Below are 15,812 nucleotides of genomic sequence, written 5' to 3' on the forward strand. Positions count from 1 at the left end.
CCCTTCTCTCCTTCCTCTTGAAACCTGTACCCTATTTTAAATTAACAGGCTGTAATTTCGGCTAAAACGCTTACCCCACAATGATTTCAGCCCTTGGCCCGTTGAGATTTTGTCCAGCCTTATCCGATTCAGGGCAAAGTGTGCCACCTTACTTTTTTGAAAGATAGAGCCCACCTTGCTGTAGCTGAAACTACAAACTGGGGATATCAATGGACTTGGTTGTCTACAACACATTAACCCGCCGCAAGGAAGTGTTTCAGCCACTGGCAGCAGGGGGATCTGGGTTCATTTCTGCCGATCCTTCTCAGGGATCCGCCGAGGCGGCTGCTGGGGAGAAGCCCCTGGTGCGGATGTACGTCTGCGGCGTCACGGTTTACGATCTCTGCCACCTCGGCCATGCGCGCACCTATGTGGTCTGGGACATGGTGCGTCGTTACCTGGAGTGGCGGGGCTACCGGGTGAAGTATGTGCAGAACTTTACCGATGTGGACGACAAGATCCTCAAGCGGGCCCTAGAGCGGGGCGAATCGATGCAGGCGGTGGCGGAACGCTTCATCGCCGAGTATTTCCAGGATATGGATCGCCTCAACATCAAGCGGGCCGATCTCTACCCCAGGGCAACCCGATCGCTGCGGGCGATGTTCGAGCTGATCCAATCGCTGGAGCTCAAGGGCTTTGCCTACCGGGTACGGGATCCCCTTGCCCGTCAGGCGGAGATCCCTGCTTACGATGTCTACTACGCCGTCCGTAAATTCCCGGACTACGGCCAGCTCTCCGGTCGCAAGCTAGAGGAGCTGGAGGCAGGGGCCAGTGGCCGGGTGGGGGAGGAAGGGGCTGGCAAACAGGATCCCTTCGATTTTGCTCTTTGGAAGGCGGCTCCCCCTTCCGAGCCGGGGTTTGAGTCCCCTTGGGGTTGGGGACGTCCGGGCTGGCACATCGAATGCTCGGCCATGGTGCGAGAGACTCTGGGGGATCACATCGACATTCACGCCGGCGGAGCGGATCTCATTTTTCCCCACCACGAGAACGAGCTGGCCCAATCGGAGCCGATTACCGGCAAGCCGCTGGCCAGGTACTGGCTGCACAACGGCTTTGTCAACATCAACGGCCAGAAGATGTCCAAATCTTTGGGCAACTTCACCACCCTACGCCAGGCGCTTGCCGTCTATCACCCCATGGCCCTGCGGCTGTTCCTGCTGCAGACCCATTACCGCAGCCCGATTGACCTCACCGAGCCGGCGATGCAGGCGGCCAGCCACGGCTGGGAAACTCTCCAAAAAGGGATCCACTGCGCCCAGCAGTTTTGCCAGACGGCATCTCCCGATTGCGAGGCGATGCAAGCCTTTCAGGCGGCCATGGACGATGATTTTGGCACCCCTGGGGCGCTGGCCCTTGCTTTTGAGCTGGCCAAAGAACTGATCCGTGAGCACAACCTCTTGACCCACCAGGGCCACACCCACCTGCAGCCGCAGGTGCTGAGGCAGAAGAGCGCCGCCCTGCTGGAGATCTTGGCCACGCTGGGCTTCTGCTGGCCCCAGCCTGCCACCGCCGAGGGATCTGAGAAAGCCGTCGCCAATGGGGAACTGGCCAAGCTTCCACCCCTCGAAGAAAAGCAGATCGAGGAGCTGGTGGCCCAACGCACGGCAGCCCGCAGGGCGAAAAACTTTGCCGAGGCGGATCGAATCCGGGAGCAGTTAAAGGCCCTGGGGATCACCCTCATCGACCAAAAAGACGGCACCACCCGGTGGCTGCGGGAGTAGGGGTTGCCCATCACGAAGGGATCCCTAGGCCGGAAACGGCCTGGCGGTAGAACTGGCGCATCTCGGCAAACCACTCCACTCGCGAGGGATCCCAGGTGTAGAACATGTGGCCGCCGCGGTAGTGGCGCAAGAGAAGGTTGGCCTTGAGGCGGGGATCCAGCTTCATCAAGTCCACCAGGTGGTTGGAGGCAAAGTAGGGGGTGACCAGGTCGTAGAAGCCATGGTGGATGCTGACTCGCAGGTGGGGGTTGAGGGCCATGCTGCTGCGCAGCTCGTCCATGGCGCCGATGAACCCTTGCTTGAGCTCTCCTTTGGGAGCGAAGCGCCAGGACTTAAACACCTCCAGGTTGAGGAGATGGTAGGTCAGCTCCGTGTCCACCTGCAGGGTCTCCCGCAGGTGGCTGTTGATGGCGGCGGTAAAGAGGCGATCTACCCCATCCAAGGTGGGATCGGATCCCTCGAAGGTAGGCCGATCCGGAAAGGGATCCACCGTGGTGACGGAAGCATCGTACAGCCCCAGCACCAGCCGCTGGGAGCGCAACAGCTCGCGGGCAAAGCTGGCCGGGTCGATCCGACCGCCTTTGTGGGCCACATACTCAGGTGAGAGTCCGATCCCTGCCGCCATCTCTGTGTAGATGGCCTGCCGCTCTGCCTCTGGCATCGCCTCCCCCATGGCCAAAAGAGGCAACAGCCGCTGGCGGGCAAAGCCTTCTGCTTTGGGCAGCAAGATCTGCAAATCCTCCCCCCAGCCACACCGCCCGTGATAGGCTGCCGTGGCCACGTAAGAGGGGAACAGGGTTGCCCAGGTGCTGAGGTTGTAATCGGTGGTCTCCAGCAGCCCGAACTCGATGGCCGGCGAGATGAGAATCGCTCCTGACAGGCCCACCCCAAACTTGGCTTGCAGCTCCTTGGCCAGCCGCGCCACCCGAAATCCCCCGTAGCTCTCACCGGCAATGAAAATAGGAGAGAGCCAGCGCTTATACCGCGAGAGGAAGCCCTGGATAAACTCGCCCAAAGATTGCAAATCCCGCTCCACGTCCCAGAAGGGTGCTTCTTTGGGGGGCTCCTCCTCCTTCTCCTCCGGCTGAGTGGGCTTGGCCGCCGGATCGGATTTTTCCTGAGAACTTTTGGCGTCTTGAGACTCTTTGGGCAGGGCGCGGCTAAAGCCTGTCCCCACCGGATCGACGAAGACCAAATCAGAAAACAGCAGCCAACTTTCGGCGTTATCCACCAGTTGCACCGGTGAGGGCGGCAGGCTGCCGTTGGGCCCAAAGCAAATCCGTCTCGGCCCCAGGGATCCCATGTGCAAATAGGCAGAGGCGGCCCCCGGCCCGCCGTTGAAAACAAAAGTCAGCGGGCGGTGCGGGGAGTCAGAATCCTGCCTCAGATAAGCGACGTGAAAGATCTCGGCCACCGGCTTTTCTCGGCGGAAGAGCGTCTGCCAGCCAGCCACCGCCCTGTAGGGGAAGGACTCCCCCCCGGCGTTGAACGTGTGCTCTGTGGTGTGCAAGACAGGAGTGGACTCAGATTCTGCAGGCATAGAGACACGGGAGCTGCAACTTGCCTATCCAGTAAATCACAAGTTGCCAGATCTCCACCCCTGCCTTGGAACAGGAGCCGAGGGTTACAGGGTGAGCGGCGCTTCCAAGGTCAGATTAAAAGATTGGCCGGGGCGCAGCACCACCACCTGGGGAGCGGTAACATTGCCTACCACTACGCCAGCCGCTGCCCCTCCCAGGACATTGCCCGCCGAGACACCGCCGGTGATGGCTCCCAAAAGGGTGCCTGCGGCTGCCCCAATGGCCGCATCCTGGGCGATGGCCTCAGCCGAATACTGCCGGGGATCTTTCTCGTCGTGAAGAATGTTGGAAACAGCCCGCAGGCTATAGGTGCGACCCCCGAGGACGATGGCAGTGGCAACAAAGCGGGATCCGCCCGGCGCCGGCTCCATCTGCCCGAAGACGCGGCTGCCAGCCGGGATCACCAAACGCCCCTGGTTGTCGAAAATGTTTTGCGTGACGGCCACTTCCAGGGGATAGATGGTGTCTGGATAAAAGTATTGCGGCCCTTCGCTGCTGAGGCTGCCGACGGGAATGATCGTCCCCTGCTCAAGGCGGTAGGTGCCCAATTCAAAAAGCGGCTGGGCCACCACCGGCAAGGGGGCCAGCAGAGGGATCCCTGCCCAACCCATCACAGCGGCTGCTAAGATAGCTTTCATTGCAAATCTCCTAATTCTCCAGGGTTCTGGCGGGTGTCTGTGGCCTTGCGGGGCCAGTTGCCTTCCCTGTGCAGATCTCTCCATAACTTCTAGGTTATCGAATCAAAGTGCCAGCCCCTTTTCCGGGGTGGGTAGCTTTATCTGCAACTTTGGGCAGTTTTGGGCAGCCCGAAAGCCTACTTGTTCAATTTGAATTGAGGCGCACGGCCCTCACCCCCAGCCCCTCTCCCAGAGGCCCAAGCGCTCCGCGCCGCTCACGCGACCACCCCCAGCCCCTCTCCCAGAGGCCCTCACCCCCAGCCCCTCTCCCAGAGGGAGAGGGGGGATGGGGCTCAAAAGTGCTGGAAGGCGTGCTGGCGGCTGAGGGGTTGTCCGTCGCTCAACCACACCGTTCCCTGCGGATCCCAGCCGGTTACTTCCCCAATCCAGGTCGCCCCCGGCAACTGTTCCAGAAGGCGCTGGGCCAGCGCGGGCTCGGCGCTGAGCAACAGCTCAAAATCTTCCCCGCCGTAGAGCGCCCACTCCAGGGCTTGGCCCGGAAAAACATGTTGCAAAGCCGCCGAAATCGGGATCCGCTCCCCCTCGATCCGCGACTCCACCCCACTGGTCTGGCACACCTGCACCAGAGCATCTGCCAAGCCATCGCTGGTGTCCATGCCGGCCAGGCGCAAAGGATCCGGGATCCCTTCCAAAAGGGGTAATAGATCCAAGCGCGGGCGCGGATATTGGTGCGCCCTGATTAACTGCTCTCGCTCGGCTGCCGCGGCTGAGGATCCCTGTTCGGGATGGAGCAGCAGCTCCAGGCCGGCCCGCGCGTCGCCATGGGGCCCTGTTACGATCAGCCAATCGCCCGGCTGGGCCCGTTTGCGCTCAATAGCCCGCCCCGGCTGTACCGATCCCAGAGCCGTGATCGCCACAAACCGCTGCGGCGACCGACACAGATCCCCCCCTACCAATTCCGCTCCCCAAGGGGCACAACAGGCTTGCATCCCTCGATAGAGCTCCTCCACCCAAGCCACCGGCGTGGATCCCGGCAGGCCCAGGCCCACCAGCAAAGCCAGGGGACGGGATCCCATCGCCGCCAGATCCGAGAGATTGGCCGCCACCGCGCGCCAGCCCACTGCATGGGCCGGGGTGGTCAAGTCGCTGAAGTGAACCCCCTCCACCAAGACATCGGTGGTCACCACTAACTGACCCTTGGGAGCGGCCAACACTGCCGCGTCATCCCCCACCACCTGGTCAGGGCAGTAGCGCTGTACGATCTGCAACAGCCCTGCCTCGCCAATTGCTGAGATCTCCAGGGGAAAGGGAGCGCTGCTTTGCTGAGGAGAGCTGTGAGAAAGACCGGAAAACAAAGGCACCTTTTGCGGACAAACAAAGCGGAAAGAGAGATCTGGATATCAGGATCCAATAGTGCCATGGGCAAGCCGGAGAACTTTATTCTGCCGCTCGCTGTCCAATCAAGGCATAGAAGGGATCCCCGCCTCCCCCTGCCAACAAGCTCAGCCAACCCATGGGGGCAGGCCGCTGGATGGCCTCGACAATCTCGAACCCCGGCACCGACTTAAAATAGCGCTTGACCAGCTCCACCCGCTCTGCTTCCGAGCTGTCCCGCCAAGCCTGAATCGCCTTCTGGAAAAACATGCGGTTGGAGAAGCTGACAATGAAAAGGCCCTGGGGCTTGAGGATGCGGTGCACCTCGGCAAACACCTCTTCCGGCTGCTGCAGGTATTGCACCGAAACCGTATTCAGCACCGCATCGAAGGATTGATCTGGGAAGGGCAGAATTGGGTTTTGGTTCAAGTTCTGGATGAAGAAGTGATGGAGCCGGGGGTTGGCCGCCAGTTCCTCGGCATTCATCCCATGCCCCTCCACATGGGCAAAATCCATCTCCGGCGGCAGATGAGAAACCCAACTGCTCATCAGATCGAGAATGCGGGTCTGGGGCCGCAAATACCGGCGGTACAGGTCGGTGAGCTGGCCGATAAAGCCGGCATCCACGTGGGTTACAAAGCGGGGATAGTCATAAAAGAAGGCATCGTCGCTGGGATCCAACTTGGAGCGCTGCCAATCTTCAAGAACCGCCATGACAAAAATCCTTTGCAAAGCTTAATCAAAGCTAACACTTTGGAACCCTCAGAAAGGGGGCGGGCGTGATAGCGTAGCAGGGCGACGGTGGCAATTTTGCGAGGGACTTCTTGCCGTGATGTCTGCGTCTTACGCTTCTTCGACAGCTCGCTCCTCTTCTGCCGCTGGCTTTGGCCTGCGCGACTATGTAACCGAGCTGCAGCTCCACATGGCCCTGCAAGCCCGCAGCCTCACCCCGTCTCTGGACGTTTCCCCAGCTCAGGACAGCCCCCAGGCCCTGGTGCAGCAGGCGCAGGCGGAGCTGGAGAAGTCCGTCTCCCGCCAGTGGCTTTGAGGGGCACAGCCTGGGCAAAGTGCTCAAGCCAAACTCTTGCGCAGCACCCCCTGCACCAGCAGAACCGACACCACCACAAACCCCGTCAATAGGCCCAGGGATCCCGCCAGGGTGAGGTCGCCCCAGGGGGCCTGCAGCACCACGTCGGCAAAGCTCCAGGTGCTACTGCGATAGACGTGGCGGATGGGCTCGATGGCAAAGGTGAGCGGGTTGAGGCTGGCCACCCAGCGCAGCCAGGTGGGCATAAAGCTGAGGGGAGCCAAAGCCGTGCTGGAAAAGATCAGTGGCAGATTCACCAAAAAGATAAAGGCCAGCAACTGCTGGTGCCCCGGCATGGCAAAGGCCAGGCCTAAGCTCAGGGCTGTAAAGCCCAAGACCAACAGGCCCACGATCAGGGCCACCACCGCCAAGCCCCGCCCGTCCGGGATCCCGGCTCCGAGGGCATAGTCTGCCCCCACGATCACCGCCGTCTGCAGCAGCGCCAAACTGACGATGAACAGGCTAGAGGCCAGCACAATGGAAAAGCGAGAGGTGAGGGGAGCCACCAACAATCGGTTTAAAAATCCAAATTCCCGGTCGAAAATCACCGGCACGCCGGCATTCAAGGCCCCGCCGAAGGCCGTAAACACGATCACCCCTGCCCCCAAAAACTGGGTGTAGTTTTGTCCGGCCCCGAAAATGCCGGCAGGAGCATTCTGGAACAAGGCCCCGAACAAAATCAACCAGAGCAGCGGCTGGATGATGCCGACCAGCAGGGTTGTGGGGCGACGCTGCAGTTGGATAAACAAGCGGCGGGCGAGGGCAAAGGTCTCCTGCCAAAAGTCGGCTGTAAATAGAGGAATTGGGTTGGATGGGGTTGGGGAAGCAGCAGAGGTCATACCAAGGCTCCTGCAAAGTTTTGAATGAGGTAGGGATCGGGAATCAGGGAAAAACTACTTCTTTTTGCCCAGGTTGGCTTCGGCGGCAGCCAGCTCCGCATCCAGGAGCGTTTGCCCGGTTGCCGCCAAATACACGTCATCCAAGCTGGGACGGGATTGGGTGCTGCTGAAGATCTCCAGCCCGTGGGCCTCGAGCTGGGCGCGGATCTGGCTGAGGGGATCCTCCCCATTGCGCTGCACCACCAGGTTGAGGGCGTTGCCCTGGGCGCTGTTGATCACCACTTTTTGGACAAAGGGCAGGGATCCCAGCAGTTCGGCCCCCCGCTGGGCCAGTTCTGGCGGCGCAAACTCCTGCAGCTTGAGGGTGATGCGCTCGCCGCCGACGCGGGCTTTTAGCTCTTCTGGCGTTCCTTCGGCAATTACCTTGCCGCGGTCGATGATGACCACCCGGTCGGCCAACAGGTCGACCTCCTCCAGGTAATGGCTGCTGAGCACCACCGTAACGCCGGTGTTTTTAAGTTGGCGCAGAAAGTCCCAGATGGCCAGCCGGCTGGGGATATCCAGGCCCACCGTGGGCTCGTCCAAAACCAGCACCTGCGGCTGGTGCAGCAGTCCTGCCGCCAGATCTAGGCGTTTGCGCAAGCCGCCAGAGTAGGTGCCGATGCGTTGGTCGGCGCGGTCGGCCAGCCCCAGCAATTCCAGGACAGCGGCGATCCGCTCTTGGGCCAGAGGCCGCGGCAGGTGGTAGAGATCGGCCTGCAACTGCAACAATTCTCGCCCCGTCAGCACCTTATCCAAGGCCACCTCCTGGGCAACAAAGCCCAGCTTTTCCCGTACCGCCTTGGGATTTTGGTTGACCGGGATCCCGCACACCTCGATCCGACCTGCGTCAGGGCGCAGCAGGGTGCACAGGCAGTGCAGAGTGGTGGTTTTGCCGGCGCCGTTGGGGCCGAGAAGGCCGTAGATCTGGCCGGGCTCTACTTGGAAGGAGACATCTGCCACGGCCACTGTGGAGCCGTAGCGCTTCTGGAGTTGTTCTACCAAGACTGCAGGGGTATCTGACATGGGCATCCACCTTTCGCTCCTTCTAGGCTATCAAGCCGCTCAAGAGAAAGGGGGGGCGCCCCCTCTCGGCAGCTCTGTAGCCGCCGACTCCCTGGGATGGTGGGATCCAGACCGAGGCTCAGGATATAGTGGTTCAGGCGACGCTGAGGGGCTGCAGGTGGATTTTCGCCGATTTCCCGCTCAGCCCGCTCGCGCCGAACGGTCGCCAATGTCTGTTGTGGGGAGGAGATGAATGTTGAAACCAGAGCTCGCCCGCTGGCCTGCGCATCCCACCTGTGCGGGCCCGACTTCCCCTCTTCAATCTCTCATCCAAAATCTCATCAAACCTAAACTGGGATCTTTTGCAGCTTGGGCGATCTTGGCGCTCGGCCTGGTCGGCTGCGGCGAGGCGACAACTCCGCTTAGCCCGCTGGAAAATGCCTTTTTGCGAGCTGACGACTTTGAAATTACAGGGGGATCCCCGACAGCAGGCGGGGTGGGGCCCTACCTTCAGTTCAACCTGCGGCGGCAGCGGGACAACCAGGTCTTGAATCGCCCCTTCAACGTCTATGTGGAGAATGCAGGGCTGGCGGAAGGGCGACCTCCTCTGGTCGATAACCAAAACCGCCCCATCCTTCTCCAACGCTCGGTGGCTTTTTTGGGCAACGGCCTGGACTTGAACAGGGATGGCCAGCCGGATCCGCCTCCCAGAGAACCTCCCAGCCTCGACAGTAGCCCGCTGCTGCCCTATGCGCCGCCCAACAACTGGCAAAGCCGCGCCGTCCTCGCCTACGTCCCCCGCCAGGCCAACATCCCCGGACGGGGCCCCGGCGACCGCTTTGGCCTCTACTTCTCCTCCATCCTGTCCTACAGGGGGCAACTTCGCTTCCGCGCCCGCGACGAGCTGGGCAACGCTCCCGCCCGCATCTTTGAGGTTACTTATCCCCCGACACCCAGCCGGGCCAACGTCACCGTCACCTTGGCCAACGTTAGCGCCAGCCCCCAAGAACCGGTGCTCATCGCCATCTGTAACCAGTTGGGGGCTGCTGCCGTGGTGGGCCTGCGGAGCGGCACCTTTACCGAGCTGGTGGATCTTTTGCCGGCCCCCAGCTTGCCGGTGGATCCCAGCTTGAGCGAGCCCATCCGCTACGTGGCCGAAGCCTATCAGTTCAACCGCGAGCGAGCCGTTATCCGCGTCTCCCAGAATGCTGCGGATCCCAGCCGCATGAGCGTTCCCCTCTTGGGATCCGAGGGCACAACCGGCAGGGCAGACTTGACGATGGTGAACTCCACCGCTGATCGGCTCACCTGCTTTAACGACCGGCTCTCCGATCTGCGCAATACATTTTCTGACTTCTTCAGATAACAATTAAGCCACAGCTTTCCACCTGCCGGTTTGCAGCAAGCGGAGCCAGTAAAAGCTGGAATGTACGGCCTGGCTTTCCCAGATCGTCCAAAGTCTGCTGAAGAAGCTAGCCGAAAAAACTCGAAAAATCTGTTCATGGCAAGCTTTTTTGGCTTTCCTGGCTTATTCGATTGCCCTATTGGCAAAATCTAGCCCTGACTTGGGCCTAACCCCTTTTCCTGTCGGATTGGATTGCGATATGCTGGTTTTCCAACTCTAAAATGTGATCGACTCCGAGCTGTTTTTCTGCCCATGAATCCCCATCGCTCCCAGGCTTCGGTTCCTATCCTGCAGGAAAACTGGCACTTTCAAGAGCGGGATGCCTGCGGCGTTGGGTTCCTGGTGGATCGCCAGGGGAGGGCCAGCCACGAGCTGCTGCAAAAAACCCTCGCTGCCCTTACCTGCATGGAGCACCGGGGCGGCTGTGGCGGCGACAACCAAAGCGGCGATGGAGCCGGCATTGCCACGGCCATTCCCTGGGCGCTGCTGCAGGCAGAGAGGGAGGAGATCCGAGCTTGGGATCCCCGCCGCAGTGCTGTGGGCATGGTGTTCTTGCCCCCGGATCCCGCCGAGTGCCAAGCAGTGCGGCAGCTCATCGACGACTACTTGGCCACCACGGAGTGGGGACGGCCCCTCTGGCGCCGGGTGCCGGTCAATCCGGAGTGCCTGGGGCCAATGGCGCGACAAACCCTGCCTTCTATCTGGCAAATGCTCCTCACCCATCCCAGGCTGGAGGGGGATGAGCTGGAGCGACAGCTCTATTTGCTGCGGCGGCGCCTGCGGCGGCAGGTGGAAAGCCGATTCGGCTTTTACTCCATCTATTTTGCTTCCCTCTCCTGCCGGCTCATCGTCTACAAAGGCATGGTGCAGTCAGCCGTGTTGGGCCAGTTTTACCGCGATCTGCACAACCCCCTCTACACCACCGCCTACGCCACCTACCACCGCCGCTTCAGCACCAACACCCTGCCCCGCTGGTCGCTGGCCCAGCCCTTCCGCTACCTCTGCCACAACGGCGAGATCAACACCTACCTGGGCAATGTCAACTGGATGGCTGCCCGCGAGCCCTCTTTGGCCCATCCCCTCTGGGGCGAGGCCATCGAAGAGCTCAAACCCGTCATCGATCCCGGCACCAGCGACTCGGCAGGCTTGGATGCGGTCTTCGAGCTCTTGATCGCGTCGGGCTACTCCAGTCAGCAGGCGATGATGGCGCTGATCCCGGAAGCCTACCGCCACCAGCCGGAGCTGCAGGATCACCCGGAAGTGGTGGACTTCTACGAGTTTTTCGCCGGCCTGCAGGAAGCGTGGGACGGGCCGGCCATGGTGGTCTTCTGCGACGGCAAAACCATTGGCGCCACTCTAGATCGCAATGGCCTGCGCCCGGCCCGCTACGCCCTCAGCCGCGATGGGTTGCTGGTGGTGGCTTCAGAAGCCGGGGTGGTTCCCCTGCCGGAAGCCGAGATCCTAGAAAAGGGGCGGCTGGGACCAGGGCAGATGCTGACGGTGGATCTGCAAAGTGGCCGGCTCTACAAAAACTGGGAGATCAAAGCTCGGGTGGCGGCCCAACACCCTTATGGGGAATGGCTCAAGACCTGCCGCGTCCAGCTGGCCAGCCAAGACTTTGAGGTTGCCCCGCAGCTTGCGGAGGAGCAGTTGCTGCAGGTTCAAACCGCCTGCGGCTATTCCTCGGAAGATGTGGAGATGATCATCGAGGAGATGGCGGCCACAGGCAAGGAGCCGGTTTTCAGCATGGGGGACGACGCGCCGCTGGCGGTGTTCTCCACCCAGCCCCACCCCCTTTACGACTACTTCAAGCAGCGCTTTGCCCAGGTCACCAACCCGGCCATCGATCCCCTGCGGGAAAGCTTGGTGATGTCTTTGGAGGTGTACCTGGGATCCAAAGGCAACCTGCTGGAGATCCGTCCGGAGCATGCTCGCCTGCTGCACCTACGCAGCCCGGTGCTCAACGAGGCGGAGCTAGCTGCCCTGCAGCGGACGCCTTTCTCTTGCCGGACGCTACCCATCCTCTACCCGGTGGCCGCTGGGCCAGAAGGGCTGGCCGCTCAGGTGCGAGCCCTGTGCCAAAAGGCGGCGCAGGCAGTGCGGGAGGGGGCCGAGATCTTGATCCTTTCGGATCGCGGTCTCAGTGCTGAGCAAGCCTTGATCCCGCCCCTGCTGGCCGTGGGTGCCGTCCACCATCACCTCATCCAGGAGGGGCTGCGCCTACGCGCTTCTCTGGTGGTGGAGACCGCCCAATGCTGGAGTACCCACCACTTTGCCTGCCTGATCGGCTATGGGGCCAGCGCCGTCTGCCCTTACCTGGCCTACGAGGCGGTGCGCCAGTGGTGGCACAAGCCCAAGACGCAAACCCAAATGGCCGCCGGCAAGCTGCCCCAGCTCTCTTTGGCCGAAGCCCAACTGAAGTACCGCACGGCCATCGAGGCGGGCTTGCTCAAGATCCTCTCCAAGATGGGCATTTCTCTGCTCTCCAGCTACCACGGGGCGCAGATCTTCGAGGCCATCGGCCTCAGCCAAGAGGTGATCGAGCTGGCCTTCCGCGGCACGGTATCCCGGGTCGGGGGGATGACGCTGGCAGATCTGGCCCGCGAGGGCATGGCCAACCACTGCCGCGCCTTCCCCGAGCTGAGCGCGAAAAAATTGGAGAACTTTGGCTTTATCCAAGCGCGGCCCAAGGGGGAGTACCACATCAACAGCCCGGAGATGGCCAAGCTGCTGCACAAGGCCATCGCCTCAGGACAGCCCGACCACTACGAGATCTACCGGGCCCATCTGCGCCACCGCCCCCCCACAGCCCTGCGGGATCTGCTGGACTTTCGCAGCGACCGGGATCCCATTCCCCTAGAAGAGGTAGAGCCGGCCACCGAGATCTTCAAGCGCTTTGCCACGGGGGGAATGTCGCTGGGAGCCCTCAGCCGCGAGGCCCACGAGACCCTAGCCATTGCCATGAACCGCATTGGCGGCAAGTCCAACTCCGGCGAAGGTGGAGAAGATCCGGAGCGCTACATCCCCATCACCGATGTGACGCCGGAGGGCACCTCGGCGCGCTTCCCCCACCTGAAGGGCCTGCGCATGGGGGACAACGCCAGCTCGGCGGTGAAGCAGGTGGCTTCGGGCCGCTTTGGCGTGACGCCGGAGTACCTGCTCAACGCGCGGCAAATCGAGATCAAAATTGCCCAGGGAGCCAAGCCGGGCGAGGGCGGACAACTGCCGGGCAAAAAGGTCAGCCCCTACATTGCCAAGCTGCGCCGCTCCAAGCCGGGGGTGACCTTGATCTCGCCGCCGCCCCACCATGACATCTACTCGATTGAGGATCTGGCCCAGTTGATCTTCGACCTGCACCAGGTCAACCCGCAGGCGCAGGTGTCGGTGAAGCTGGTGGCGGAGGTGGGCATTGGCACGGTGGCGGCGGGGGTGGCCAAGGCCAATGCCGACATCATCCAGATCTCCGGCCACGAGGGGGGCACGGGGGCTTCCCCCTTGAGCTCCATCAAACACGCGGGGGCGCCCTGGGAGCTGGGCCTGGTGGAAGTGCATCACGCCCTTTTGGAAAACGGACTGCGGCAGCGGGTGATTCTGCGCGTGGACGGCGGCATTCGCACCGGCTGGGAAGTGGTGATGGCGGCCATGCTGGGGGCGGAAGAGTTTGGCTTCGGGACAGTGGCCATGATTGCCGAGGGGTGCATCATGGCGCGGGTCTGCCACACCAACAACTGCCCGGTGGGGGTGACCAGCCAGAAAGAGGAGCTGCGCAAGCGCTTCCCCGGCACTCCTGACCAGGTAGTAACTTTCTTTACCTTTGTGGCCGAGGAGGTGCGCCAAGTCCTAGCCCAACTGGGCTACCGCTCCTTGGAGGAGGTGATCGGCCGGGTGGATCTGCTCTGCCCCCGTACCGACGCGGCTCTGGAGAAAACCCAGTCCCTCAACTTGGACTATCTGCTGCGGACTCCCCCCGGCTTCGATCCCCACCAGCGGCCCGAGTGGATAGACCATGAGCTGGTGCATGGCAACGGCCCGGTGCTGGACGAGGCAATCCTGGCGCGGCCCGAGGTGCAAAAGGCCATCGAGACCTGCGACACAGCTACAGTGGAGCTCCCCATCGCCAACACGGATCGCTGCGTGGGCGGACGCATTGCCGGCACCCTGGCCCGGCTGTATGGGGATACCGGCTTTGCCCGACAAGGGGGGCTACTGGATCTGCGCTTTGTGGGCAGCGCCGGCCAGAGCTTTGGGGCCTTTACCTTGGCGGGCATGCGCCTGACCCTGACGGGGGAAGCCAACGACTACGTGGGTAAGAGCATGTGTGGCGGTGAAATTGTCATTCTGGCTCCCCCAGAAGCTCCGCGGGATCCAGCAGAAAACGTGATCCTAGGCAACACCTGTCTGTACGGGGCCACCGGCGGATCCCTGTTTGCCAACGGCCAGGCGGGAGAGCGCTTTGCCGTGCGCAACTCCGGCGCTCAGGCGGTAATTGAGGGATCCGGCGACCACTGCTGCGAATACATGACCGGCGGCGTGGTGGTGGTGCTGGGGCGGGTGGGCCGCAACCTGGGAGCGGGCATGACCGGCGGCCTGGCCTACGTATTGGATGAAGAGGGCAACTTCCCCGCCAAGGTCAACGGCGAGATCGTGCGCATCCAGCGGCTGCAAACAGCGGCGGCGGAAGCGCAACTGAAGGGCCTGATCCAGGAGCACTACCGCCGCACCCATTCCCCCAAAGCCGAGCGCATCCTGCAGAACTGGGAGCGCTACTTGCCCCTGTTTTGGCAGGTGATCCCGCCTTCGGAGGAGGGGAGTGAGCTGACGGATCCGGCGCAATCCCAGCCGGTGGCGCTGCCGTCGTAGGGGATCCGGGGCCTGTCGGTAACACTTCTTATCCCCTCGACGGCCAAAGAGGTTGGTAAACTGCGAGTGTATCCTGGCCTTTTCATCCTGTAACCCCTATGAGTTCCACTTTGCAAGCTGCCCAAACCCAGGCGCGAGTGCCCACTGAGACCATCCTGACACCGCGCTTCTACACCACCGACTTCGAGGCCATCGGCAAGATGGGGTTAGGCGATCGAGAGGCCGACTTCCGGGCCATCCTGGAGGAGTTTCGCGCCGACTACAACCGCCACCACTTTGTCCGCGGCGAGGAGTTCAACCAAGATTGGGAAAGCCAGCTCGATCCGGAGGCGCGGCGGCTGTTTGTGGAGTTTTTGGAGCGCTCCTGCACGGCGGAGTTCTCTGGCTTCCTGCTCTACAAGGAGCTATCTCGCAAGCTGAAGGAGACCAACCCGGTTTTGGCTGAGTGCTTTGCCCTGATGAGCCGCGACGAGGCCCGCCACGCCGGCTTCCTCAACCGCGCCATGGGCGACTTTAACTTGGCCTTGGATCTGAGCTTTTTGACCAAGCACAAGTCCTACACCTATTTCGCGCCCCGCTTCATCTTCTACGCCACCTATCTCTCCGAGAAGATCGGCTACTGGCGCTACATCCTTATCTACCGCCACCTCGAAGCTCACCCCGAAGACCGCATCTACCCCATCTTCAACTTCTTCAAGAACTGGTGTCAGGACGAGAACCGCCACGGCGATTTCTTTGCCCTCATGCTCCTGAGCCAGCCGCGGCTGCTCAAGGGATGGGTGGCGGAGCTGTGGTGCCGCTTCTTCCTGCTGTCGGTGTTTGCCACCATGTACCTCAACGACGTGGGCGAGCGCCCGGATTTCTACCGTCTCATCGGCCTGGATCCCCATACCTACGACATGGAGGTGATCTACAAGACCAACCGCGAGGCGGCCAAGGTCTTCCCGGTGGTGCTGGATGTGGAGAACCCGGAGTTTGTGCGCCGGCTGCAGAAGTGCGTGGCCAACAACGCCAAGTTGAGGGAGATTGCCCGCGGATCTGGCCCCTTCAAGGGCCTGCGTAAGCTGCCCCTTTACCTCAACAACGCCTACCAGTTCCTGCGGCTGTTCCTGCTCAAACCGCGCAAAGCTGGCTTTTACTTGTGGGAGCAGCCGGAGCCTCGTTTTGAAGAAGCGCCTGTTTCTGCTTGAGCGGCTCTTGATTCCAGCTCAGTATCGGTAAGCCT

General features: G+C 61.7%; 11 protein-coding genes. 5 read left to right on the forward strand and 6 right to left on the reverse strand.

Annotated features, from left to right (window positions below; translation table 11 throughout):
* Positions 1 to 209 precede the first annotated feature (209 nt).
* On the forward strand, positions 210 to 1,760 hold the full coding sequence (gene cysS, locus NW826_RS02050; RefSeq protein ID WP_414337314.1) for a cysteine--tRNA ligase: 1,551 nt from the start codon (positions 210 to 212) through the stop codon (positions 1,758 to 1,760).
* A gap of 10 nt (positions 1,761 to 1,770) precedes the next feature.
* On the opposite strand, the gene NW826_RS02055 is transcribed toward cysS, so the two are convergent.
* The 4 genes from NW826_RS02055 to NW826_RS02070 form a co-directional block, all read right to left on the reverse strand.
* The gene (locus tag NW826_RS02055; RefSeq protein ID WP_414509311.1) at positions 1,771 to 3,300 is read right to left on the reverse strand and encodes a S10 family peptidase; all 1,530 of its coding nucleotides are present in this window, start codon (positions 3,298 to 3,300) and stop codon (positions 1,771 to 1,773) included.
* 84 nt (positions 3,301 to 3,384) lie between these two features.
* Positions 3,385 to 3,978 (reverse strand): hypothetical protein, encoded by a 594-nt coding sequence (locus NW826_RS02060; RefSeq protein WP_414414713.1) that lies wholly within the window; start codon positions 3,976 to 3,978, stop codon positions 3,385 to 3,387.
* Between the two features lie 332 nt (positions 3,979 to 4,310).
* Positions 4,311 to 5,333: a thiamine-phosphate kinase gene (gene thiL, locus NW826_RS02065; protein ID WP_414509312.1), complete on the reverse strand. Its 1,023-nt coding sequence runs from the start codon at positions 5,331 to 5,333 to the stop codon at positions 4,311 to 4,313.
* 82 nt (positions 5,334 to 5,415) lie between these two features.
* Positions 5,416 to 6,066, reverse strand: coding sequence for a class I SAM-dependent methyltransferase (locus tag NW826_RS02070; protein ID WP_414334308.1), 651 nt, complete (start codon positions 6,064 to 6,066; stop codon positions 5,416 to 5,418).
* Between the two features lie 118 nt (positions 6,067 to 6,184).
* Between NW826_RS02070 and NW826_RS02075 the strand changes: the two genes are divergently transcribed.
* Positions 6,185 to 6,400 (forward strand): hypothetical protein, encoded by a 216-nt coding sequence (locus NW826_RS02075; protein WP_414334306.1) that lies wholly within the window; start codon positions 6,185 to 6,187, stop codon positions 6,398 to 6,400.
* Positions 6,401 to 6,423: 23 nt separating this feature from the next.
* On the opposite strand, the gene NW826_RS02080 is transcribed toward NW826_RS02075, so the two are convergent.
* Together NW826_RS02080 and NW826_RS02085 are read right to left on the reverse strand one after the other, a co-directional pair.
* Positions 6,424 to 7,278: an ABC transporter permease gene (locus NW826_RS02080; RefSeq protein ID WP_414509313.1), complete on the reverse strand. Its 855-nt coding sequence runs from the start codon at positions 7,276 to 7,278 to the stop codon at positions 6,424 to 6,426.
* A gap of 54 nt (positions 7,279 to 7,332) precedes the next feature.
* A complete protein-coding gene (locus NW826_RS02085) occupies positions 7,333 to 8,349 on the reverse strand; it encodes an ATP-binding cassette domain-containing protein (protein ID WP_414509314.1) in 1,017 nt (338 codons plus the stop codon).
* Between the two features lie 352 nt (positions 8,350 to 8,701).
* Here NW826_RS02085 and NW826_RS02090 point away from each other — a divergent pair, with 352 nt between their 5' ends.
* From NW826_RS02090 to acsF, 3 genes are all read left to right on the forward strand, one after another.
* On the forward strand, positions 8,702 to 9,688 hold the full coding sequence (locus NW826_RS02090; protein WP_414509315.1) for a hypothetical protein: 987 nt from the start codon (positions 8,702 to 8,704) through the stop codon (positions 9,686 to 9,688).
* A 291-nt stretch (positions 9,689 to 9,979) separates the two neighbouring features.
* Positions 9,980 to 14,587 carry a glutamate synthase large subunit gene (gene gltB, locus NW826_RS02095; protein ID WP_414509316.1) on the forward strand — a complete coding sequence of 1,536 codons (4,608 nt, stop codon included), beginning with the start codon at positions 9,980 to 9,982 and terminating at the stop codon, positions 14,585 to 14,587.
* Between the two features lie 98 nt (positions 14,588 to 14,685).
* Positions 14,686 to 15,777 (forward strand): magnesium-protoporphyrin IX monomethyl ester (oxidative) cyclase, encoded by a 1,092-nt coding sequence (acsF, locus tag NW826_RS02100; RefSeq protein WP_414509317.1) that lies wholly within the window; start codon positions 14,686 to 14,688, stop codon positions 15,775 to 15,777.
* Positions 15,778 to 15,812: the final 35 nt, after the last annotated feature.

The sequence above is a fragment of the Synechococcus sp. OH20 genome (assembly GCF_047502685.1).
In the GTDB taxonomy this organism is placed as follows: Bacteria; Cyanobacteriota; Cyanobacteriia; order Thermostichales; family Thermostichaceae; genus Thermostichus.

Bases quoted from the DNA above. Each gene is read 5' to 3' on its own strand.
- gltB (WP_414509316.1), top strand. From the start codon at position 9,980: ATGAATCCCCATCGCTCCCAGGCTTCGGTTCCTATCCTGCAGGAAAAC.
- NW826_RS02080 (WP_414509313.1), bottom strand. From the start codon at position 7,278: ATGACCTCTGCTGCTTCCCCAACCCCATCCAACCCAATTCCTCTATTT.
- cysS (WP_414337314.1), top strand. From the start codon at position 210: ATGGACTTGGTTGTCTACAACACATTAACCCGCCGCAAGGAAGTGTTT.
- NW826_RS02070 (WP_414334308.1), bottom strand. From the start codon at position 6,066: ATGGCGGTTCTTGAAGATTGGCAGCGCTCCAAGTTGGATCCCAGCGAC.
- acsF (WP_414509317.1), top strand. From the start codon at position 14,686: ATGAGTTCCACTTTGCAAGCTGCCCAAACCCAGGCGCGAGTGCCCACT.
- NW826_RS02075 (WP_414334306.1), top strand. From the start codon at position 6,185: ATGTCTGCGTCTTACGCTTCTTCGACAGCTCGCTCCTCTTCTGCCGCT.
- NW826_RS02060 (WP_414414713.1), bottom strand. From the start codon at position 3,978: ATGAAAGCTATCTTAGCAGCCGCTGTGATGGGTTGGGCAGGGATCCCT.
- NW826_RS02055 (WP_414509311.1), bottom strand. From the start codon at position 3,300: ATGCCTGCAGAATCTGAGTCCACTCCTGTCTTGCACACCACAGAGCAC.
- NW826_RS02085 (WP_414509314.1), bottom strand. From the start codon at position 8,349: ATGCCCATGTCAGATACCCCTGCAGTCTTGGTAGAACAACTCCAGAAG.